The organism is Acidobacteriota bacterium (assembly GCA_022562055.1).
Lineage (GTDB): Bacteria > Actinomycetota > Acidimicrobiia > Spongiisociales > UBA5794 > BMS3BBIN02.
Genome location: JADFQA010000006.1, coordinates 22,721 through 43,485, shown reverse-complemented (window position 1 = coordinate 43,485; position 20,765 = coordinate 22,721). Strand labels below are relative to the sequence as shown.

The following is a 20,765-nucleotide window of genomic DNA, read 5'->3' as shown; positions in this document are numbered from 1 at the left end:
GGCGACCCGGAAGGTCCAGGGACGCCTCCGTGATTATAGCGTGCGGAGCGCCCATACTTTGACCACCGCATCGTCTCGCTTTCTTTCGCCGCCACTCGTACTGTCGGCCAAAACTCCCAATGGTTGAAGGGAACGTACATCTCCGATGAATTGTTCCCGTCCTAACTCGGCCGATGAGACCAGGCGCACCGACTAAAGACTTGCCGCAAGTGCGGTAAGCAGATCGCCTGCACCCGACTCGATGGGCTCCCCGTGGCCAAACACAATCGTGTCGATGGCCAACGCCGCAAGTTTCTTGACCGACTCGTCGGCGCTAACCATGTCGGGCGAAAACTGCTGGTTGGCCCCAACGACGCCCCCATTGGAGCCGTTGAGAGCGTCACCGGCCACCAACAGTCTTCCGACTGGATCGAGGACGGAAATATGTCCTGGAGTGTGACCGGGCGTGTTGATGATCTCTAACCCGAACACCGTGTCGCCGTCACCAACGGCTTTCAGCTCGCGAGGTGATGCAATCCCAGGAATGTCCGCTGCCCCGGCATAACCGGCAGCGTCGGACGCAAGGTTGAGGACGGCCTGAAAGCTGCCTTGATGGTCATTGTGGAGGTGGGTAAGGAGGACGTGAGCGACGTCTCCCCATTCCAATCCGACGTCTTGGAGGCTGGCTTCAATTGCGCCCTCACTACCCGACACGCCGGTGTCAACAATCATGGCCTCCCCGGCCCGCGCCAAAATGTATGCCGAAACGAATCCAAGATTTACCCGTTCCCACGCCACGGGGTCGCTCGCATCGATCGGCGGAGCGGTCGATGAAGTAGCTGCCGCCGCGGCGGCTGTCGTACTGGTCGCAGCCGGCGCAGTGTCCGGAGCCTTCGTACCGCCCGACCCCGAAGACGGCACAGAAGTGGTGCTGATGTTCGGGGAACCTGTGGTCGTGGCGGCTTGGGTATCGTCGCTGCCGCACGCTTGCAACGCAGATCCCAGCACGGCGATCGCAAAGGCTCCCCTGCCAAGATCTGTAATGAACGTCCGCCGGTTGATGCCGCTAACCAATCCCATCCAACATCTCCTCGTCTGGGCACGCATCGTAGCGAAACTGGATGTTACGTTTCCGAACGCGTCCGAGTCTTTTTCTTGCGGCGCCGATCCACGAGAGACAGCGACGCAACGGGTGTCCCTAGACCGCGGCAGCGACGAGGTTGGGCGTTGCCACGGACTATCGCAATGGACGATCCGCTAGAATTGTGATCCCCGAGCAGGAGTTCGCTACGTGGACCGACCTGTCCTTCGTGACCTCGTCCCAATCGAAGCCGTATGGACACGTCTCGAACGCGTCGAGCAGCGTCTTCGCGAGGTCACCGTTGCACGCACAACCTTCCTGACCGAAATCGCTCAACACGGGCTCCACGCCGGCGGCAAGCGGTACCGACCTCTTCTCGCCCAAGTCGCCGGGGAACTTGGCCCGAATCCGGACCACGGCCCGGTAGAAGCCGGCGTTTCGGTCGAGCTTGTCCACGTTGGATCGCTGTATCACGATGATGTGATTGATGAGGCAGACACGCGGCGAGGTGATTCGTCGGTCAACTCAAACTGGACGAACACGATCGCGATTCTTGCTGGCGACTTTCTCTTGGCCCGAGCCTCAGAGGTCGCGGCGCCTCTCGGTGAAGAAGCGGTTGCCCTGATCGCAAACACCTACGCGACGCTGTGCGAAGGCCAAGTGCTCGAACTCCAACTTGAGCACGAGTTCGAACACGGCCCCGACGATTATTACGAAGTCATCGGAGGCAAGACGGCGAGCCTCATCCAGACATCGGCCCGTCTGGGCGCCCTGACCGCCAGCGCAGAGCGCGATCACATCGAGGCGGTATCGGAGTGGGCTTGGGAGATGGGACTTGCGTTCCAGATCACCGACGACGTCCTGGACCTCGTTGCATCAGACGATTTCCTTGGCAAACCGGCTGGCTCGGACATCGGCGAAGGAACATTTACCCTGCCGGTGCTCTATGCCCTCGCAGGACCAGAGGGGCCGGAAATCCGCTCTCTCCTGTCAGACGCCCCGTACGCGCCCGAAGCCGTCGCGAAGGTTATCGGGCTGGTTCGCTCGGGTAGTTACGTCGAGAGGACCATGGCCGAAGCAGTCGACCGACTCGCCGCCGCCGAAGCCGCGATCAGCCGCCTGCCCGTCAGTGCACTGACACCCGTGTTCGCAAACCTCGACCAATACCTACTCGGCCGAGTCGAAGCCGCGATCAGCTAATCGTTTGGGCGCATTTGGGGGAAGAGCACTACCTCGCGGATGGTGTCCTGGCCGGTAAGCAACATCACCAAGCGATCAACGCCAAAGCCGAGGCCCCCGGTTGGCGGCATGCCGTACTCAAGCGCGATGAGGAAGTCCTCATCAATGAGTTGTGCCTCGTCGTCACCCGCGGCTCTCGCTTTGGCCTGTGCCGCAAAACGGGCACGTTGGTCGAGCGGATCGTTGAGTTCTGAGAACGCGTCGCACATTTCGCTTCCACCGATGTACAGCTCGAAGCGTTCAACGAGATTCGGGTCCGACCGGTGCACCCTCGTCAACGGCGAAATCTCGACGGGGTGATCGATGACAAACGTCGGCTCGATAAGGTCGTCCTCGCATAGCTCCTCGAAGAGTCCATAGATGAGTTTTCCGTGCCCCCACGCCGGCTGGACATCAACACCGTTCTCGGCCGCTATCGACCGCAGATCGTCAAGGCCCATATCGAAGCCGACCTCACGACCGAGTGCCTCATTGACAAGATCGATCACGGAAATTCGACGGTACGGGCCGGCGAGATCCACTGTCCGCCCAGCAACGTCAATCGTCGAGACACCGTTGACATCGATCGCGACAGCTTCGAACAGCTCCTCCATGAGGGTCATGATGTCGGTGTAGTCCGCAAACGCCTCATACGCCTCCACCATGGTGAACTCGGGGCTGTGGGTAGCATCGATGCCCTCGTTGCGAAAGATGCGACCGACCTCGAACACCTTTTCGAGACCACCGACGATGAGCCGCTTGAGATGCAACTCTGTCGCGATACGAAGATACATATCGATGCCAAGACCGTTGTGGTGGGTAACAAACGGACGTGCCGCGGCGCCGCCGGCCTGTGCCTGAAGGATGGGTGTCTCGACCTCGATGTAGCCGCGTTTGTGGAACTCGTCACGAATCGTCCGGACGATCGATACCCGCGCCAGCGCGGTCCGACGCGCCTCCTCATTGGTGGCGAGATCAAGGTAACGCTGGCGAAAGCGTCTGCCTTTGTCCGCAAGCCCGTGCCACTTGTCGGGAAACGGACGCAGCGACTTCGCAAGCAACTCAAAGGACCGCACGCGGACGCTCAGTTCGCCCTTCTTGGACGTCATAACGAGCCCCTCGACCCCGATCCAATCTGCAAGGTCAAGGGAGGCGAATTCTGCGTATGCCTCGTCACCCAAAGTGCGTTTGTCGACGAAGAGCTGCACCGTACCGGAAACATCCTGGAGGACCGCAAAGGTCAGTTTTCCCATTGACCGAACATTGAATATGCGCCCCGCGACGCGGGCAACCGTGTCGGTCTCGGAAGCGGGTTCTAACGAGCCGAACTCCGAATGTAGCTCTGCTGCAAGATGGCTACGTTCAAAGCGGTACGGGTACGATCCCGACTCGATTGCCTTTAGATGCTTCTCAAGACGCAACGCTGTGAGCGGATGTGCAGCGAGGTCGTCTGAATCGTCGAGGGCTTCAACGTCTTCAGGCGTGTGGTCGGTCATGAAGATTCCTGGTTGAGGTCGTGGATCATGCGGAGCCCTTCGAGGGTGAGGTACGGGTCGACGATCTCTACGGAGTTGCAATGAGGCACGATGGTAGATGCGAGGCCGCCGGTTGCAACTCGGGTAGCTTCCGATCCGAGCGCCGCAACGACCCGCTCCATGATCCCGTCGACGAGACCGGCATGTCCGTACAGAGCACCCGATTGGATCGCCTCGACCGTGCCCTTGCCGATGGCACTGCGCGGTTCGACAAGTTCGACGTTGCGCAACGCCGCGGCGCCCCTAGTCAACGCCTGAGTCGAGAGCAGCAGTCCGGCTGCAATGACTCCGCCTAGGTAGTCGCCGTTTGGTCCCACAACGTCAAAGTTCGTACTGGTCCCAAAATCGACTACGACAACGGGAGCTCCATACTTCTGACGTGCAGCCACCGCGTTCACCACCCTGTCTGCACCGACTTCGCGGGGGTTGTCTATGGTGATCGGCATCCCTGTCTTGGTGCCCGGCCCGACGACGGTGACGGCTCCCGGTGCGACGAGTTCTGCGACTTCGCGCAGTGGGTTCAGGATTGCCGGTACCACGCACGAGATCGACACACCGTGGATATCGTCGGACTTGAAGTTGCCAAGGCTGAGAACCCCGCGCAATGCGAGCCGCATCTCGTCGCTCGTTTGATCCGGGTTTGTCGTGAGCCGCCAATGACCGACGAGGGTTTCACCATCGAACAGCCCAACTGCGGTCTGAGTGTTTCCAACATCGAGTGTGAGCAACATCTACGAGCCTCCGTACAGAATGCTCGGGGACGATAGCGTCGTACCCCGGTCAGGCTCGACCACGCCGTCAGCAAACCCTATGTGCAGGTTGTCGATGAGACGGACATCCCCCACCCGCGCAGCAGTGGCTAGGAACGCCGGCCGATCCACAACAGTGAGACGTTTGGCACTGCTTTGACTGGCGAGTTGGATGTAGTCGGGTGACACACCTGCGCTGTTCATCTCGGTTGCGGCAGCGTGGATGAGGGTATCGGCGTCGCGGACACCATTATCGAGAAGCTTGGCAGCGGCGAACAATCCCCGGCTGAGGCTTGTCGCCTGATACCGACGGCTCGCATCAATGCGGGTGTTACGGCTCGACAGTGCGAGGCCGTCGTGCTCCCTGAGTGTGGGCACCCCAACAACCTCGACCGGGAACGAAAGGTCCTGCGCCATCGTCGCGATCACCGCCAACTGCTGGGCGTCCTTCCTGCCGAAGAAGGCCCTGTCCGGCTGAATGCCGGCAAACAGCTTTGCGACCATCACCGCGACACCAGCAAAGTGACCCGGCCTGAACTCGCCTTCCATTCCGTTAGAAACACCCTCGATCGACACGGTCGTCGACATTCGTCGCTGGTACACCTGGTCAATGGATGGGGCGAAGACAACGTCGACACCGCCTGCTTCGGCGATCTCGACGTCTCGCTCAAGATCGCGGGGGTACGCGGCAAGGTCTGCGTCTTCGCCGAACTGAAGAGGATTCACAAAGATGCTGCAGATCACAACATCACACGACGACTCAGCCTCGTCGAACAAGCGGCCATGACCTTCGTGTAGGAACCCCATCGTCGGCACAAGTCCGCTAGTCCCCCTCTCGCCGATTGCCAGACGGGCGTCGGCCCACGTTGTAACAATCTTCATACGGCGTACTCGTCGACTAGGTCGGCGAACTCTTCAGAACGCCCGGCGATTCTGACGAGGAATGCCACGTTGGCAACGAACAATGAGAGAAGCTCCGGGGCATTGGTAGCGACAGCGCGGATTTGAGAAGCGACGGTTTCGACATCGCCTCGAGCGATCGGACCGGTGAGAGCTGCACGGGGTCCAATCGCAATCGCGTTCGACACGATTGCATCCATCAGAGGACCTAGGACCGCAATCGGGACATCAATAGAGTCGAGCAGATCCTGGGCGACAACCATGTTTGCAAGTGTGAAGTTCGCGGCCGCGGCCGCGGCCGCGTGGTACACAGCTTTGGCGGAGTCCTGCAAACGAAATGGACGACCACCGAGCGACTCGACGAACTCGACCAGGAGCGGGTGGGAGTCGTCTTCTGCGGTCACCGCAAACCAAGAACCAGGAAGCCGCTCGCTCCCCACCTGTGGGTTTGGCATCGTCTGCAACGGATGCAACGAGGCGGTCGGCACTCCAGCGGTCCTCAAAGAGTCCAATGCGGCAACCGACATCATCCCGGAGAGATGGAAGGCGACCTTTGGCGGGGGCGTACCCTCGGCCAACAGGTCGGACAGAGCCCGCGCAACCTCTCCGATCGCGTCATCCCTGGTTGCGATTATCCACAGATCGCTCGGCTCGAGCTGCGTCGAGAGGACTGCAGCGTTCGCTCCTACCTCTTCGGCCGCGGTGCGAGCGGATTCGAGGTTCCGCGCAACGACGGTGACAATCCGGTGACCCGACGCCTGTGAGGCCAGGGCGAGAGACATGCCGGCCCGTCCGGGGCCGACCAGCGTGATGCGCATAAGTTGCTTCAGTCCTTGTTTGGTACTGGTACCCAACAGAATCTAGCGGCCAAAGCCGCAACATCGAAGCGCCGCCGCGCCCCACGCACTACTCGTGTGCGACTTGTGAAGGTTTCTCCACAAAGGCAATCGGCGCAGAATCGATGCGATACGCACACCGTCTGTCGCCGTCAACGATGAACTCGACCCGCTCGACACTCACCCCGTCTCCAAGTACACCCCTGAAGAGGTCGATCTCGCCCGCGCACAGATCCTGACACTCGGTAGCAGCCTCGCAGATCGGACAATGGTTCTCCCATAGCAAAAACGTGCCGTCGCCCTCCTGCGCCCAACCGGACATATAACCCTCATCGTTGCGGAAGTCAGCAAGGCTGCTGACCCGTTCCGCCACGGTTGAGTCTTCGCCAATACGTTCGCGATACTCGTCGGTCTGGATCTTCACGCGCTCTGCAACAAGTTTCTGTACACCTTCTTCGCCAAAGGCCGAGCGTGCTGCAGCAATAAGCGCCAATGTCAGGCTTGCGTACGAATCTGGAAAGCAAGCGTTCGCTTCGGCGGTCGAGACAACATGCCAGCGCTTATGGGGCCGCCCGACGGTACCCGGCCGCAACTCCTCGGACGCAATGAGGCCATCCGCCTCGAGTTCGCATAGCTGCTGACGGATCGCGGACGACGTCACCCCAAGCTCGCCCGCAAGACCCGACGCCGACGTCGGCCCAGAGTTCTTCAGACTGAGGAGAATCTTGTCTCGTGCGGCGCTGCCGGCGGTTGGACACATGCGCTTAATTTAGCGCACTACCCGCCCGGATCCGACGGCCGAGCGAACTTAAGAGAGATCGAGTCATCGCAAGAGAAAGGTTGCCGCGCCCAGCGCCACCACGGCCACAGCAGACCCGGCCCAAAGTGCTGTCCTCATGCCTGGGATGGCGATCATATCCGGGGTGACGAGCAGAGTTGTGCGGAATATTTGCTGGCCAGAAAGAGAGTCCAACTCGGCGCGTAGATCGTGGTGACCGGGGATGACCACGTCTGGGAAGGTCTCTAAGAGCGGTTCGAGCACGAACCTGCGCTCGGTAAACCTCGGATGCGGAACGGTGAGGCCCGGCTCGTCTATCACATCGTCTCCGAACGCAATGAGGTCAAGATCAATCGTTCGCGGGCCCCAACGCTCATTACGCTTTCGGCCCATTCTCCGCTCGATTCCTAGCAACGCCTCTAGAAGTTCGCGCGCCGTAAGAGCGGTGTCGAGCACAACGACTGCGTTGATGTAGTGATCCTGTTCGGGTCCGCCGATCGGTTCGGTTTCGTACAGTGATGAGGCACCGACGAGAACCCCGAGCGCACGCAGATGGGCAACGGCGTCGCGCACAAATGCGCCGCGGTCGCCAAGGTTGGAGCCCAACGCCACAAGGGCGCGGGTAGTCACTGCTACGCCTTTTGGGGGATTAGGCGGCGACCCTCGGGACCAATCGCCCGCCCAACAATCTCCTGGATCACCGAAGTAGCCATGATCGGGTCCTCGACAAGACCGCTGTACATAAGGTATCCGCCCAGGAGCCCAACAACTGTGTCATCAATCAAGTCTCGATGGATGAGTACCACCGCATCGGGATCGCTGGTGGCGTCGGCGATAAGCGCAAAGATTTCAGGCGCCTCTTCGACCTCAAAGGCGTCCGCGATCATATAGTGAGAAAACGCCAACCCCGCACTTTCATACGCAGCTTCGTTCTGGTTGCCGGGGAGAAGCGACACGACAGCAGTGATCCCGGCCTCGACCAGCCAAATGATTTCTTCCTCGCGCCGTACCCGTCGGTGTTGTATTCCATAACCGCCGATGCGCTCCGAAACCGCAAGTTTTCCTGCAATGACCCAAGTAAACCCCCGAGGTTCCAATCCTGCCACGATGCCTACTCTTGCTCCTTCAGTTGGCGCTGCGGATGTTAACAATAGCGTCCGTCACGCGGGCAACCTGCACTGCGCCGGCAACGTTGTGTACCCGGATAATTGACACGCCCTGCTGAATGGCAAGAGCGGTCGTCGCTCCTGTTGCAGCGTCGCGACCCTCGGCAGGTTGGTCGAGACCGTCGTCAGCCAGCAGAGTGCCCAGGAAGCCTTTGCGAGACGCTCCGACGAGTACTGGGAAACCCAGCTCGACAACCCGCCCGAGGTGCGCCAACAGCCGGAGGTTGTGTTCGACAGACTTCCCGAAACCGATGCCGGGATCGAGACATATCCGCCCACGGTCGACACCCCCATCAAGCAAGCGGGACGCGGAGGCACCCAAGAACGCGCAAACCTCTTCAACGACATCGTCGTAGCTAGGGGCGACTTGCATCGTGCGCGGCGAACCCTGCATGTGCATCGCAACAACACCAGCGCCGGTTTGTGCTGCGACATCGATCATCTCGTTGTTTGAAAATCCGGTGATGTCATTGATAATCTCGACACCGGCAGCCATGGCTGCGCGTGCAACGGCTGGCTTCGACGTATCAATCGAGACCGCAACGCCAGATCGGGTGAGCGCCTCGATAACTTCAACCACCCGGGAGCTTTCCTCGGCGGCCGATACGGGCCGCGAACCGGGTCGGGTGCTCTCGCCACCAACGTCGACAATGTCGGCGCCATCTTCGACGAGCGCCAACCCAGCTCCCACGGCACTCGCGACATTGATCTCACCGTGGTCCATCAAAACGCCGGTATCTGAAAACGAGTCAGGGGTCAGATTGAGAATCCCCATAACCAGGGTGTGCTGGGAAGGATCGAGTGTACGCGTGCGGAGTCGCCACGAGCGAGAAGTGTCAGGCATCCACACTGGAGTCGGCGGCTGGCCCCACGTCAGCCACTGAGACGGCGGGCGCATCTACCGCAACCTGTGGAGTTTCGGCTGGGACATCCTGCTTCTTCTCGGATTCAGAGGATTGCTCAGCCCCGGAATCAGAGGTCTGCTCGGGCTTGGAATCGGGGGACTCATCAACCTCGGGAAACACCGGGTTCTTGGGATAACTCACCCTCTTGCCATTCCCGGACACGTGTTCCCATTTCGGAACATCAAAGAAAATCTCACGGATCGCCTTTGCGTTGAGTGTCTCAACATCGAGCAGTTTGCTCGCAATGCGATCCAGCGCGTCCCGGTGACGCTCGATAATGAGACGCGCCTCTTCGTGCGCCTGTGTCATCAGGTAACGAATCTCTTCATCAATCGCCTCTGCGACATGATCGGAGTAAGTCGACTCGTTTGCGTAGTCCCTGCCAAGGAACACTTGCCGCTCAGGATTCCCGTATCGGATGGGTCCAAGCTTGTCGCTCATGCCCCATTCCATGATCATCCGGCGGGCAAGGGCGGTGGCCTTTTCGATGTCATCCGTGGCACCACTCGATGGGTCGCCGAACACGACTTCCTCCGCAGTGCGTCCGCCAAGCGACATCGCCAGACGATCGATCAGCTCAGCACGAAGCAGGTAGGTCTTGTCCTCGGTGGGCAGCGACAGTGTGAACCCACCCGAGCGGCCACGCGGAATGATCGTGATCTTGTGCACCGGATCGGCGTTCGGCAGCGCAAACCCGACAAGAGCGTGACCCGCCTCGTGGAAGGCGGTAATCTCGCGCTCCTTTTTCGAGATCACCTTGTTCTTCCGTTCCGGACCCGCGATCACGCGATCGATGGACTCTTCGAGGTCCGCCATCGTTATTTCGTCTGCGCTGCGACGCGCCGCAAGCAGTGCCCCCTCGTTGATGAGGTTCGCAAGATCCGCACCGGTGAACCCCGGTGTCTGACGGGCGAGTGCGCTAATTTCGACGTCGTCCGCCAACGGCTTGCCCTTCGAGTGAACAGAGAGGATGCCCTCGCGGCCTCTGATGTCGGGGCGGTCGATAACGATCTGACGGTCAAAACGGCCAGGGCGCAACAACGCCGGGTCGAGAATGTCTGGACGGTTCGTCGCCGCGAGAACGATCACACCGGTCTCGCCCTCAAAACCGTCGAGTTCGACAAGAAGCTGGTTCAGGGTCTGCTCGCGCTCATCGTGACCTCCGCCGAGACCGGCGCCTCGGTGCCGACCCACTGCGTCGATTTCGTCGATGAACACAATCGCCGGGGCAGCAGCTTTTGCCTGCGTAAACAGGTCGCGGACTCGGCTGGCACCGACACCCACAAACATCTCGACGAAGTCAGAACCCGAGATGGTGAAGAACGGTACGTCCGCTTCCCCGGCCACGGCCCGGGCGAGCAACGTCTTGCCGGTTCCTGGAGGGCCGACGAGCAACACACCCCTCGGAATCTTGGCACCGAGTGCGCGGAACTTTGCCGGACTCGCCAGAAACTCACGAATTTCGTCAAGTTCTTCAACGGCTTCATCCGCACCGGCAACGTCCTTAAACGTGACCTTCTGCTGGTCCTTGCTCACCTGTTTTGCGCGGGACTTGCCGAACTGCATAACACGGTTCCCGCCGCCTTGCATCCGCATCATGACGAAGATGAAAATGCCGAAAATGAGGATGTACGGTAGAAACCCGATGATGAAGTCAATGAACGTCGGGTCTTCGTTATCGACTTCGAATTTGAGGTCTGCGGCAATCAACTTCTCAGTGATGACTTGCTCATACTCGCCGGGGTAGACGACCTTGAACTCGCCCTCGCCCTCGGCCGAACCCAAAAATGTGCCGGTGATCTTGTTCGAGCGGGCGAGGATCTGGACCTCGGCGATTTTGCCTTCAGCGAGCGCCTGCTCGAAGGCGTCCAATGACAACTCATCTGAAACATTCGCTGAGCTGAATGTGCCACTGATGACGACGAGAAGCAACATTGCCACAATGCCGTATACGAGAAATGTGCGTGCTGAGCGTTTCAAGGTTGTCCTTTGGAAATTGTGCGCACGGCGCACGGTGGGGTGCGTCGGCCCATGATATTGCCTAATCGGTTGTTATCGGAACATTCTGAGGACTAATCCTCCGCAGAGGACAAGCTCGATGGTAGAGGATCTGCTCTTCTTCAAGGCCGTGTCACTCCTCTTCAAGGCCGTGTCACTCCTCTTCAAGGCCGTGTCACTCCTCTTCAAGGCCGTGTCGCTCCTCTTCAAGGCCGTGTCACTCCTCTTCAAGAATGGCAATATACGGCAGGTTGCGGTAGTGCTGGTCGTAGTCCAGGCCAAATCCCACAACAAACTCATTCGGGATTGTGAAGCCGGGGTACTTCACTTCAAGCGCTGGACGTTCAATACCATCTTTGATCAGCAGTGCGGCGAGCTCAAGACTTGCCGGGTTACGCACACCGAGGTTCTTCATGAGATAGTGCAGCGTGAGACCCGAATCGATGATGTCTTCAACAATGAGCACATGCTTGCCTGCAATCTCGGCATCGAGATCCTTGAGGATTCGAACGACACCAGAGGTCTTGGTGGCGGATCCGTATGACGACACCGCCATGAAATCAAAAGAGACCGGGACGGTGATGTGTCGTGAGAGGTCCGCCATGACCATGAACGCCCCCTTGAGAATGCCAATCATCAACAGGTCTTTGCCCTCGTAGTCCTGCGAAATCTTGGCACCCATTTCTAAAAGTTTTTCGGAGATTTCCTGTTCAGAAATCAACGTGCGACCAAGTTTCACCGGTCAGCCCTTTCAACAGAGAACACAAGCGCATCTGGGTTCGACCCCGACGGCCGAGCCCACGCGGCGACACGAGTCCCCGCGATCCATGCGATCTTGCCATGCAACACAGCAACAGGCCAAGTCGATCGGAGGCGCGACGGCACACCCACCTCGGCAAGGGCATCTCGAACAAGCTTCGACCCACCCTCGATCGCAACTCGTTCACCCACATCAGACACCCGAATCTCGACCGGGGCATCGGGAGTCACCCGCACCAGCGCCCTGTTTCGGCCGATCAGTGGAAGATCAACGCCGGTTGTATTGACAGTGACCCGGTGGGTGCCGAACACGACGGTTCCCGGGACAGAGACAATTGCCGGGGAAGGGACCGCAACGTCATCTGGGTCATACACCACCGCTAGCGCTGCCTCTCGTTCCACGATGAGCCCGCCGGTGAGTTGGGCGTGAACCATCCGCCCGTGGACAACTTCGAGCACCTGATTGACGTCACGCCGCGGGGCGTGGTCCGGCGGTCTTGCTTGTAACAACATCTGACGGACCAACCGCGTCGCGACAGGAGGTGGCAGGGTGGCGGCGACGGCAATCGGGATCGAGATAGCGCCGTGGAAGGTCCGCACAACATCTGGAACCGATTCCCGCAGCAGGGTCTCGTCCGCGCCAACGATGCCGGCAAAGTGCGCTATCGAATCGGCGGCCTGCGGCATGCGTTCCGTTACCGCCGGGAGGATCGTGTGTCGGATCCAGTTCCGAGTTGCTTGGGTATCGCGGTTGGTTGGATCCTCAAACACGTCGACACCTGCTTCCTCCACCGCCGCACGCAACGCCTCACGCGACTCGCCAAGAAACGGTCGGACAAAGGGGAGACGGATCGGTCGTGGGCCGGAGAAACCAAGAGGACCGGTTCCGCGAAAGAGGTTGTGAAGCACCGTTTCAACGACGTCGCCACGATGATGGCCTAGCAGCACAACGCTCTGTTCACCGCAAAGATCGGCTAACGCCTGCAACCGCGCGTCGCGAGCCCGTTCCTCGAATCCTGGCCCCGGATCAAGGCTCACACGCACCACAACGAGCGGTACACCCAACTGCGCAGAAACCCTTCGCACATGGTCCTTGGCGTCGTCGGAGTGATCTTGCCCATGGTGGATGTGAACCGCTTGCACCGTACCTGCGCTCGCGGCGGCGAGGAGCAACGCGGTTGAATCAACACCACCGCTCCATCCGACTAGAACGGAGGGATTGTCTAACCCACTAAGAGCATCATCGACCAGCCGAGAAAGACGGTCTACCCGGTCCGAGACAACCATAAAGCCGGGTCGTTGATCTCGTTGAGAGTCGGCAGCGCCTCGGGCGATTCGAACGCCACGTTGAGGTAGTCCCAACCCGCCGTGTCCTCAACGTGACTGATGAAAGAGGCCCCGAGCGAATACTGTTTCAGTTTCATCTCGATACCAATGAATCGAAGAAATGCCGCGACCCGTGGATTGGCGCGTCGGCTGGCGAGAACCTTGGACATCCGCGCCTGGCTTACGATCGTCCGCGCCGCAATGCGGTCCATGACGATATGGCCGTGACCTTCGAGGAGGCACATCAGCGCTTGCACTCGATCGATAGTTGTCCGCTGCTCGTCGGATGCGAACAAGCCGATCACGCCGGTGTCGTCGAGTACCGGGTTCCCCTGTTCTGAGGCCTGGCGCACCGTCTGCAGAACACGTTGGAGCTGCGACCCCGACGGCTCTGTATGCGCGGTGAGGTCTTCGACGAGGGAAAAGAAGTAGTCGCGCAGCCACGGGACGCCGAGAAACTGGGCCCTGTGAGTGCACTCGTGGAGCGCGACCCAAAACCGAAAGTCCTTCGGATTGAACTCGTGAGCCCGCTCCATCGCCAGAACGTTCGCACCAACAAACATCACCGTGTCGCCGTAACTTCCGTCGGCAGTCGGCAGAACAAGCTCGTACTGACCGAGCACCCGACGAGAAACCAGACCGAGCAACGCTCCAATCTCCGCCCCGATCAACTGACCAGACTTCCCAGATAGCCCGCGTTTGTCGCCTCGTCCGGAAGAACGCTGGGTATCTCTCTTCAGCAGTCGGGCGGCGACTGGCTCCATTAACTTCTCAAAAGCTGCGATGTTCACGTCGACCCATCGCGAGCGCGAAACGACCTCAACGGTTGGTTCGCCGGCAGTGACGAGACCGGTCTCGGCTGTCACAAGTTCGGCCGCACGCGCCACGAACCGGGGGGCCTGCTCGGCGTAACGGTGCTCGTGGTAGGTGCCGGCAAGCGCGTAAGAGCCGGCGAACCGGTTCGCAATCCGATGAGTGAAGTCTGTTTCCGCGCTTGCCATAGAAAGACGCTACACGAAATGTGTGGAGACGCCGCCGATGTTGCTAGGCGCGCCGCCCCGAACCAAGCGCGCCGCGCAGATCAAGCTCGGGCAACTTAGCCCTCAACGCGATACCTACCGCGAACCCGAAGCGCGTAGTGCAGAGAGGCCGCAACAAGCACTGTAAGGCCGAGCAGCGCAATAACCGGAACCATAAATCGGAAGGTCCACGGCTGTTCTACAACCTCTTCCGACGGAGCGATCTGCTCGACAGCCGGGACGATGCCCGAGTCGTTCATGATCACCTCTTCAGGTGCATCCGTAACTTCGGTGAACGCGACGACCGTGGCGGCATGCGGTGTTGCCGCAAACGCAGCGGCAGGCACTGAGACTGCAGCGAATACAAGGACAGCGGCGAATAGGCGCGGTTGCTTTTTCATCCCGCTAAACAATAGAACCGTTCCGACGACGTGGCGAGTTTCGACGCAATCCCACCAACCCGCAAGACGCCGTCCCAACGATCCAGACGACTCGTTCTTGCGTCCAATCGTGCGGTATACCGCACGATTGGACGCAAGAACGAGGATATACGCGCGAGTTGTTCAACAGATAGTTCCGTTGACCGGATGGGGTCAGCAGTTTTCGGAGGCGATTCGTCCGCGGACCCGGGGGAACTTCGCCGGTGCGTGGGCGAAACAAAACTCGCGGCGGTTGTACCTTGATAACACCGTGTCGCATCTCTTGGACTCGCAGGTGCGTTGTTCGATGATCTGCTTGGGTGCACGAGCGCTCCCAGTGATCCTCTTCCCCTTGAGAACGTTGTCGGGCATTGTGACGTCCAATCTGGCTTATCGCTGGGGCGTGCCGGCGCCAGCCCTAAAAGCCGTGTTGCTCTTCTTGTTGTATTAACGTCTGAAGGCGGTCAATAAGTTCCGGAGGAACATCTGTACGCGCGGCACGCCTGATCGAAGCTTTTAAGTTCATCTCGAACTCGAACGCGCCAGAACAGTCCCGACATCTACGCAGGTGCCACCGGATGCGCTGCTGGCGCGTCCAGGTGATCTCGTTGTCGAGATAGTGATATATGTACTCGGTGGCGTGGTCGCACCCTTGTATCATGAAGTCGATCCTGTTAGGCCACGGGCTTCTGCAATATGCCATAACTTCTTTTGCAGCGCTTTTCTTCCCCGATGCAGCCGCGACATCACCGTCCCTATGGGAACGTCGAGCATTCCGGCGATTTCTTTGTAAGAAAACCCCTCGACATCCGCCATCAGAACAGGCATCCGAAAGTTTTCGGGAAGCGATTCAAGCGCATCGATGATGTCCGAATCCACGAAACCCGCCAGGGCGTCTTCCTCGGCGCTGACCGATGCCCCGCTCGGTTCACCCATGCGACGATACAGGTACAAGTCCTGCAGCTCCCCCAGTTCAACCTCGTTCGGCCGACGCTGTTTTTTTCGGTACCGATTTATGTAGGTGTTGGTGAGAATGCGATATAGCCACGCCTTGAGATTGGTCCCGTCCTCGAAGGACCCGAAGGCTCGGTACGCCTTGAGGTAGGTCTCCTGTACGACGTCTTCGGCGTCGGAAGGGTTTCGGGTCATCCTCAGAGCAGCTGAATAGAGCTGACCGGCGTAAGGCATTGCCTGCTTTTCGAATGTCGACTTATCTGCCACGGTTCTCCCAGAGTCCGATCGGATTGAGTATGCCTGCGTATGAAAAATACCAGACGCCTGACTGATCGGGGTATCTCGGAGCCGGAGACGGGAATCGAACCCGTGACCTACGCATTACGAGTGCGTTGCTCTACCGACTGAGCTACCCCGGCGGGGGCTGCAGCATTGTAGCCTCCGGGGCTTTGTCCGCCACATCCCGATCAGGTGGTCGGCCGGCCGCTGAGCTCGCGGCGCAAGGCCCCGGCGAGATCCTCATCTTCGAACTCAAAGCCATGGGCTAAAAGCCGGTGCGGATGGACACGCTGCGATGCGAAGAGCAGCGAGTCTGCCATTTCACGGCCAAGCAGAGTCCTGGCAACGAACCGTGGAAGCGGAAACAAAGTCGGTCGGCGAAGCACCGATCCAAGTGTCTTTGCAAACTCCTTCTGCCGAATCTCCTGCGGCGCGACGATATTGAACGAGCCGGTGAGCCTGTTGTCGATGATGAAAAGGATGGCTCTGACCTCATCATGAAGACTGACCCATGGCCACCACTGTTTCCCCGTGCCGAACTTCCCACCCAAGCCGAATCGAAACGGGATCAGCATCTTTTTGAGCGCCCCACCAGCCTTCGCCATAACAATCCCGCTTCGCAGATGCGCCACGGACACACCCTGGAGAACCGCGGCTTCGGCGGCAGCCTCCCACTGGGTCACGACCTGCACAAGGAACTCGCCATCGTCACCCTGATCGCTTGCCTCGGTGAGAACCTCCTCCCCCCTCTCCCCGTAGAAGCCGATCGCTGAGGCGCAGACGAGGAACGGAGGATTCTCAGCTCTGAGAGCCGAGGAAGCGATCAGCCTGGTGCCCTCCGTTCGCGACCTCAACACGGCTGCTTTTCTGGAGGAGGTCCAGCGTTTGTCGCCGATTCCTGCACCTGCAAGGTGCACGACGACGTCAGCGGCAGCGATGACTTCGTCATCAATCATGCCTTCAGTCGGTCGCCACACAGACTGGCCCCCCGCACTTTCAGAACGAACCATTCGTGTGACGGTGTCGCCGCGCTCAACAAGTGCAGTGCAGAGTGCTGATCCGATGAGACCGCTCGACCCAGTGACAACAACTTTCACAATTCCCCTTGCCCGTCTTTGCCCATCGCTCGGTGCGTTTCTCGATCGCCCAAAACCATTGACATCGCATCCTCCCACTCGTTCATTATCGCGCGAGTTGGCGATTCGAAAGAAAGAAACGCCAACGGATCGATAGGTTCAAGAACCGTAACCCGCACTGATATTCGACGGAACTTTGACTGCGCCAATGAGAGCGCCCCTGCCGTCCCCTCAAGAGCGACCGGCACGACCGGTGCGCCCGTTGCGAATGCGAGCCACGCGGCACCGCGCTTTGTGACAGACTGTCCCCACCGGTCCGCGCGTCGACCTTCGGGAAAAATCGTCATCGCTCCGCCCTCATCGAGAACTGCCAGGGCAGCCTTCATCGCCCCCAACGGCGGAAAGGTGCGAGACATAGGAATGGTGCCGAAGTGCTTCGTGACGGCATCGAACACCCGCGAATGGCCAAACAATTCGTCGAGTGCGAGGTAGTGCGTGTACCGAAGAACTGCAAGGCTCACGAAGGGCGGATCGATCAGAGACGAATGATTGGGTGCGAACACAACCGGCCCAGACATCGGTATGTGCTCGGTTCCGACCACGACGAGGTCGCAAGCCAGACGAGCGAGCAACCCAACAGGGCGCCGCAACACCGCGGTAGATGTCTCCCCACCGAACCAGGTTCTCATGGCGCCCCGATAGCACAGAACAGGTTCGCAAAGGCAATGCCGGGGCGTTGATTCGCCTTGAGATGATCGATCGTGTCGAGCACCCTCTGTGCGTTTCGCATGGCCGTGCGGGGTGTCACACGCATGAGGGCCGCCGGCGAAAGGTCGGTGTTGTGCACTTGCGCCCCGAATTGAGCTGCGGCGATGTCGCGGTACACACCGGCCAGCATCTCCAGACCGGAGATGTGCAGCGTGATTGCCGCCCGTTTCAGTTCTCTTTCTTGGCGTTCTCTTGCGGTCTTTGAACCGCTATCCCAATCCTCGCGCTCCGCGGTGTGGCGCTCCTTTATGGTTGCCAGCAGCGGATCGGCGGCTGCAATGACCGTATCAGCGAGACGAAAGCTAAGACCCGGATCCTCAGTCACACTCGCGGGCACGTCGAGCCAGGCCTGGCGAAAACCTGACACCTCTGACTGAGTTGCAAGCGCAATAGCCAAGCCAGGTCTTCCTCCAGAAATTCTGGCCACACGGTCGGCCTGATCCGTCTCAACACCCATTTCGCGTAAACCCTCGGCGAGATCATCGTGCGCCACACGCCCAAAGACGACGGTCCTACACCGGCTTGCGATTGTTTCGGGAAGGTCGTTTTCTGACTCAACGACGATGACAAAAACCGTGGTGGCGGTCGGCTCTTCGAGTGTCTTCAGCAGAGCGTTCGCCGCCTCGTCGTTCATCATCGATCCCTCTTCGAAGAGAAACACTTTGCGATCAGATTCCATCGGGGCGAGGCTTGCCTGTGCGACCACCGACCTCACTTGGTCTACCGTGATCGACGTGCGGCCGGACGGCTCGATAACAATCACGTCGGGATGTCCGGGCCCGAGTACGCGACGCAGCCCTTCCTCACCCTCGCCAAGCAGTGCGCCGGCAAACCTCCGCGCAACAGTTGCCTTACCCGTCTGTGCCGGGCCAACGAACAGGTATGCGTGGGCCGGAGAGGCGAGTTCGTTGCGCAGCATTGCCTGTACCGAGGTGTTCCCGATAACTCCTACGAAGGGGTCCATAACCACCGCTCAACTTCCTTGATTGCTGCCTGAACGACACTAGCAATCGGCTCCGAGGCATCGATCACCGCGAATCGCTCTGGATCTGCGGCAACCAGCGTGTCGAACGCGTTGGCGACACGTGCCTGAAACTCGATTCCCTCGGCGCCGATGCGGTCAACTACCTCTTGACGGTCGATGCCGGTGGTTGGATCAACTCTGAGCAGAATCACCCGATCGGGCCAGATCCCCCCGAGAGCGGCGGCGTTGACCATGCGGACTTGTTCGATGCCCAAATCGCGACCCCCGCCTTGGTATGCAAGGCTTGAGAAAACACTGCGATCAGAAAGCACAATTTCTCCGCGATCGAGGGCGGGTTGAACGATGTCGCGAACCAGATGTGCCCTCGCAGCGGCAAACAGCATTGCCTCAGCCCACGGGTCAATCGTTGAACCGAGGTCCAGCAAGATCTCTCGTATCTGCTCCCCAACACGAGTCGCCCCGGGTTCCCGAACGGTCGTAACTGGGACACCCCTGTCGTGCAGGACCTCCTCGACAGCAGCCATGACCGTCGACTTCCCCGCCCCTTCAATACCTTCGAACGCAATATACGAGATCATGTGGGATCGTGGTCACGGTCGTCGTCATCATGGTCATCTACGGCGGGAGGGCGTTCGATCCCACGCTGGTGCAATACACGCCGTACCTCGGCGAGAGTTGCCCGCGTACTCGTGTCGAACTGCGGCCAGTGAAGTTGTGATCGAACCGCCCGCAGACCTGTCGCGCCAGTGACACCTATCAGGATCGCGCCGAGCAACAGGACCGATCGGGCGGCGTCCTCGAAAAGCCAGGAAACCCGCGCCGTCCTCAGATACTTGAGCAGCACGGGTGCGATCGACATCGACACGAACAGTCCGAGACGGATCAACAAGAAAAGCGTTGCGAAGACACGCCCGCGCAATTCATCCTCGACGTCTTCGTGCAGGTGAGTGAGGCCCATGACGTATGCGGCCCCGGCGCCAAACCCCATCACCAACATCCAGGCCCCGGCGCCTGCGACCGTCTGAGTGAATGCGGCCGCACCGAGACCGACACCGGTCACGACAACCGCGACGGTGAACACGGCTTCGCGCTGCGCGAGCAGACGCTCGAACAGCGAGACGATATAAAACCCGAAGCCGGCGCCAACACCAAGGAGCGTGACCACCGCGAAGAACCCCGAGTCTCCCGCCTCCAAACTCGTCTCCACGAAGGTTTGGCCGATAACGATGACAAAACCGCCACCAAAGAGCGCGGCCGTCATGCCGACGATCACCCGCAACACCGAGCGGTCGCGCCAGATGAACCGAAGCCCCTCGCGAATGTCAGCGAACGTGGACGAATCGGCAGCGGTTTCGCCATTTGATGCTTTGGCCCGTATGGCAGGAAACGACGCGATGATCGCACCAGACACGAAGAAGGTCAACGCGTCGAAGGTGAAGGCCAACGCGACGACCCGGTTCACCTCCGGCACGAGGCCACCGAGCGACATCGATGGGAATCCGGCGAGCACCCAATTGAAGGCGGCGCCAAGCGGAATGGTCCCGTAGGCGGCTCCCATCATCAAGGAGTTTGCCGCGACGATGTTCGATTTCTTGACGAGGCGTGGGAGGACGGCAGCCCGGGGAGACTGGCCGGCCAGGCTCAGAATCTCCATGAAAAAAGTGACAAAAAGGATTGTCCGCAGATTTGGTGAAATCGCAAGAAGGGGAACGAGCAAGCCCCTACCCCAGTCCGCGATGACAATCAAACGGCGCCTGTCCATTCTGTCGGTCAACGCCCCCACAATCGGACCTATGAGGAGGCCGGGGAGAACCCGGGCCAGGATTGCGAACACGATGCCTGCTTCGCCACCGTATCCCTTTGCGATAGTGAGAGTCGCAAATATCGTTATCCAGTCGCCGGTGCTGCCGATTACGGCAGCCCAAAAGAATCGTGCAAATTGTCCCCGCCGTAGCGATAGACCAGTCGAAGCCGAAGATTGTGGGTCCGTCATACCAAAGAAATCTAGATGAGCCTGAATCGATTCACGACATCA

Annotated in this window: 23 protein-coding genes and 1 tRNA gene; 1 reads left to right on the top strand and 23 read right to left on the bottom strand. The window is 59.7% G+C overall.

What is annotated here, in order from left to right:
• Window positions 1-192 precede the first annotated feature (192 nt).
• On the bottom strand, window positions 193-1,059 hold the full coding sequence (locus IIC71_03120; protein MCH7668182.1) for an MBL fold metallo-hydrolase: 867 nt from the start codon (window positions 1,057-1,059) through the stop codon (window positions 193-195).
• A 211-nt stretch (window positions 1,060-1,270) separates the two neighbouring features.
• Here IIC71_03120 and IIC71_03115 point away from each other — a divergent pair, with 211 nt between their 5' ends.
• Window positions 1,271-2,260 (top strand): polyprenyl synthetase family protein, encoded by a 990-nt coding sequence (locus IIC71_03115; protein ID MCH7668181.1) that lies wholly within the window; start codon window positions 1,271-1,273, stop codon window positions 2,258-2,260.
• On the opposite strand, the gene lysS is transcribed toward IIC71_03115, so the two are convergent.
• The 22 genes from lysS to IIC71_03005 all read right to left on the bottom strand — a co-directional run bounded on the left by lysS (window position 2,257) and on the right by IIC71_03005 (window position 20,723).
• Window positions 2,257-3,774, bottom strand: coding sequence for a lysine--tRNA ligase (gene lysS, locus IIC71_03110; protein MCH7668180.1), 1,518 nt, complete (start codon window positions 3,772-3,774; stop codon window positions 2,257-2,259). The genes IIC71_03115 and lysS overlap by 4 nt on opposite strands.
• Entirely contained in the window at window positions 3,771-4,544 is a 774-nt protein-coding gene (locus tag IIC71_03105) for a type III pantothenate kinase (protein MCH7668179.1), read from the bottom strand. The genes lysS and IIC71_03105 overlap by 4 nt, the downstream gene beginning before the upstream one ends.
• A complete protein-coding gene (locus IIC71_03100) occupies window positions 4,545-5,444 on the bottom strand; it encodes a pantoate--beta-alanine ligase (protein MCH7668178.1) in 900 nt (299 codons plus the stop codon). It lies immediately after the preceding gene.
• A complete protein-coding gene (locus tag IIC71_03095; protein MCH7668177.1) occupies window positions 5,441-6,280 on the bottom strand; it encodes a DUF2520 domain-containing protein in 840 nt (279 codons plus the stop codon). Before IIC71_03095 ends, IIC71_03100 begins: the two co-directional genes overlap by 4 nt.
• An 88-nt stretch (window positions 6,281-6,368) precedes the next feature.
• The gene (locus IIC71_03090; protein MCH7668176.1) at window positions 6,369-7,058 is read right to left on the bottom strand and encodes a transcriptional regulator; all 690 of its coding nucleotides are present in this window, start codon (window positions 7,056-7,058) and stop codon (window positions 6,369-6,371) included.
• 63 nt (window positions 7,059-7,121) lie between these two features.
• Window positions 7,122-7,706, bottom strand: coding sequence for a 2-amino-4-hydroxy-6-hydroxymethyldihydropteridine diphosphokinase (folK, locus tag IIC71_03085; GenBank protein ID MCH7668175.1), 585 nt, complete (start codon window positions 7,704-7,706; stop codon window positions 7,122-7,124).
• A gap of 2 nt (window positions 7,707-7,708) precedes the next feature.
• Complete coding sequence (locus IIC71_03080) at window positions 7,709-8,182, bottom strand: hypothetical protein (GenBank protein MCH7668174.1); 474 nt, start codon at window positions 8,180-8,182, stop codon at window positions 7,709-7,711.
• A 19-nt stretch (window positions 8,183-8,201) separates the two neighbouring features.
• A complete protein-coding gene (folP, locus tag IIC71_03075; GenBank protein ID MCH7668173.1) occupies window positions 8,202-9,086 on the bottom strand; it encodes a dihydropteroate synthase in 885 nt (294 codons plus the stop codon).
• Window positions 9,079-11,082 carry an ATP-dependent zinc metalloprotease FtsH gene (ftsH, locus tag IIC71_03070; protein ID MCH7668172.1) on the bottom strand — a complete coding sequence of 668 codons (2,004 nt, stop codon included), beginning with the start codon at window positions 11,080-11,082 and terminating at the stop codon, window positions 9,079-9,081. Before ftsH ends, folP begins: the two co-directional genes overlap by 8 nt.
• Window positions 11,083-11,199: 117 nt before the next feature.
• On the bottom strand, window positions 11,200-11,376 hold the full coding sequence (locus tag IIC71_03065) for a hypothetical protein (GenBank protein MCH7668171.1): 177 nt from the start codon (window positions 11,374-11,376) through the stop codon (window positions 11,200-11,202).
• Window positions 11,363-11,827, bottom strand: a complete 465-nt coding sequence (gene hpt / locus IIC71_03060; protein ID MCH7668170.1) for a hypoxanthine phosphoribosyltransferase — start codon at window positions 11,825-11,827, stop codon at window positions 11,363-11,365. Before hpt ends, IIC71_03065 begins: the two co-directional genes overlap by 14 nt.
• A 53-nt stretch (window positions 11,828-11,880) precedes the next feature.
• Window positions 11,881-13,191 (bottom strand): tRNA lysidine(34) synthetase TilS, encoded by a 1,311-nt coding sequence (gene tilS, locus IIC71_03055; GenBank protein ID MCH7668169.1) that lies wholly within the window; start codon window positions 13,189-13,191, stop codon window positions 11,881-11,883.
• The gene (locus IIC71_03050) at window positions 13,170-14,231 is read right to left on the bottom strand and encodes a zinc-dependent metalloprotease (protein MCH7668168.1); all 1,062 of its coding nucleotides are present in this window, start codon (window positions 14,229-14,231) and stop codon (window positions 13,170-13,172) included. Before IIC71_03050 ends, tilS begins: the two co-directional genes overlap by 22 nt.
• 95 nt (window positions 14,232-14,326) lie before the next feature.
• A complete protein-coding gene (locus tag IIC71_03045; protein MCH7668167.1) occupies window positions 14,327-14,650 on the bottom strand; it encodes a hypothetical protein in 324 nt (107 codons plus the stop codon).
• A gap of 436 nt (window positions 14,651-15,086) precedes the next feature.
• Window positions 15,087-15,329, bottom strand: a complete 243-nt coding sequence (locus IIC71_03040) for a zf-HC2 domain-containing protein (protein ID MCH7668166.1) — start codon at window positions 15,327-15,329, stop codon at window positions 15,087-15,089.
• Window positions 15,326-15,889 (bottom strand): sigma-70 family RNA polymerase sigma factor, encoded by a 564-nt coding sequence (locus tag IIC71_03035; GenBank protein ID MCH7668165.1) that lies wholly within the window; start codon window positions 15,887-15,889, stop codon window positions 15,326-15,328. The genes IIC71_03040 and IIC71_03035 overlap by 4 nt, the downstream gene beginning before the upstream one ends.
• Before the next feature lie 79 nt (window positions 15,890-15,968).
• Window positions 15,969-16,041, bottom strand: a tRNA-Thr gene (locus tag IIC71_03030).
• A 48-nt stretch (window positions 16,042-16,089) separates the two neighbouring features.
• Window positions 16,090-17,001 (bottom strand): TIGR01777 family protein, encoded by a 912-nt coding sequence (locus IIC71_03025; protein ID MCH7668164.1) that lies wholly within the window; start codon window positions 16,999-17,001, stop codon window positions 16,090-16,092.
• Window positions 16,995-17,666: a 1-acyl-sn-glycerol-3-phosphate acyltransferase gene (locus tag IIC71_03020; protein ID MCH7668163.1), complete on the bottom strand. Its 672-nt coding sequence runs from the start codon at window positions 17,664-17,666 to the stop codon at window positions 16,995-16,997. Before IIC71_03020 ends, IIC71_03025 begins: the two co-directional genes overlap by 7 nt.
• On the bottom strand, window positions 17,663-18,709 hold the full coding sequence (locus tag IIC71_03015) for a hypothetical protein (GenBank protein ID MCH7668162.1): 1,047 nt from the start codon (window positions 18,707-18,709) through the stop codon (window positions 17,663-17,665). The genes IIC71_03020 and IIC71_03015 overlap by 4 nt, the downstream gene beginning before the upstream one ends.
• Complete coding sequence (gene tmk, locus IIC71_03010; protein ID MCH7668161.1) at window positions 18,694-19,308, bottom strand: dTMP kinase; 615 nt, start codon at window positions 19,306-19,308, stop codon at window positions 18,694-18,696. Before tmk ends, IIC71_03015 begins: the two co-directional genes overlap by 16 nt.
• Window positions 19,305-20,723 (bottom strand): MFS transporter, encoded by a 1,419-nt coding sequence (locus tag IIC71_03005; GenBank protein MCH7668160.1) that lies wholly within the window; start codon window positions 20,721-20,723, stop codon window positions 19,305-19,307. The genes tmk and IIC71_03005 overlap by 4 nt, the downstream gene beginning before the upstream one ends.
• Window positions 20,724-20,765 lie beyond the last annotated feature (42 nt).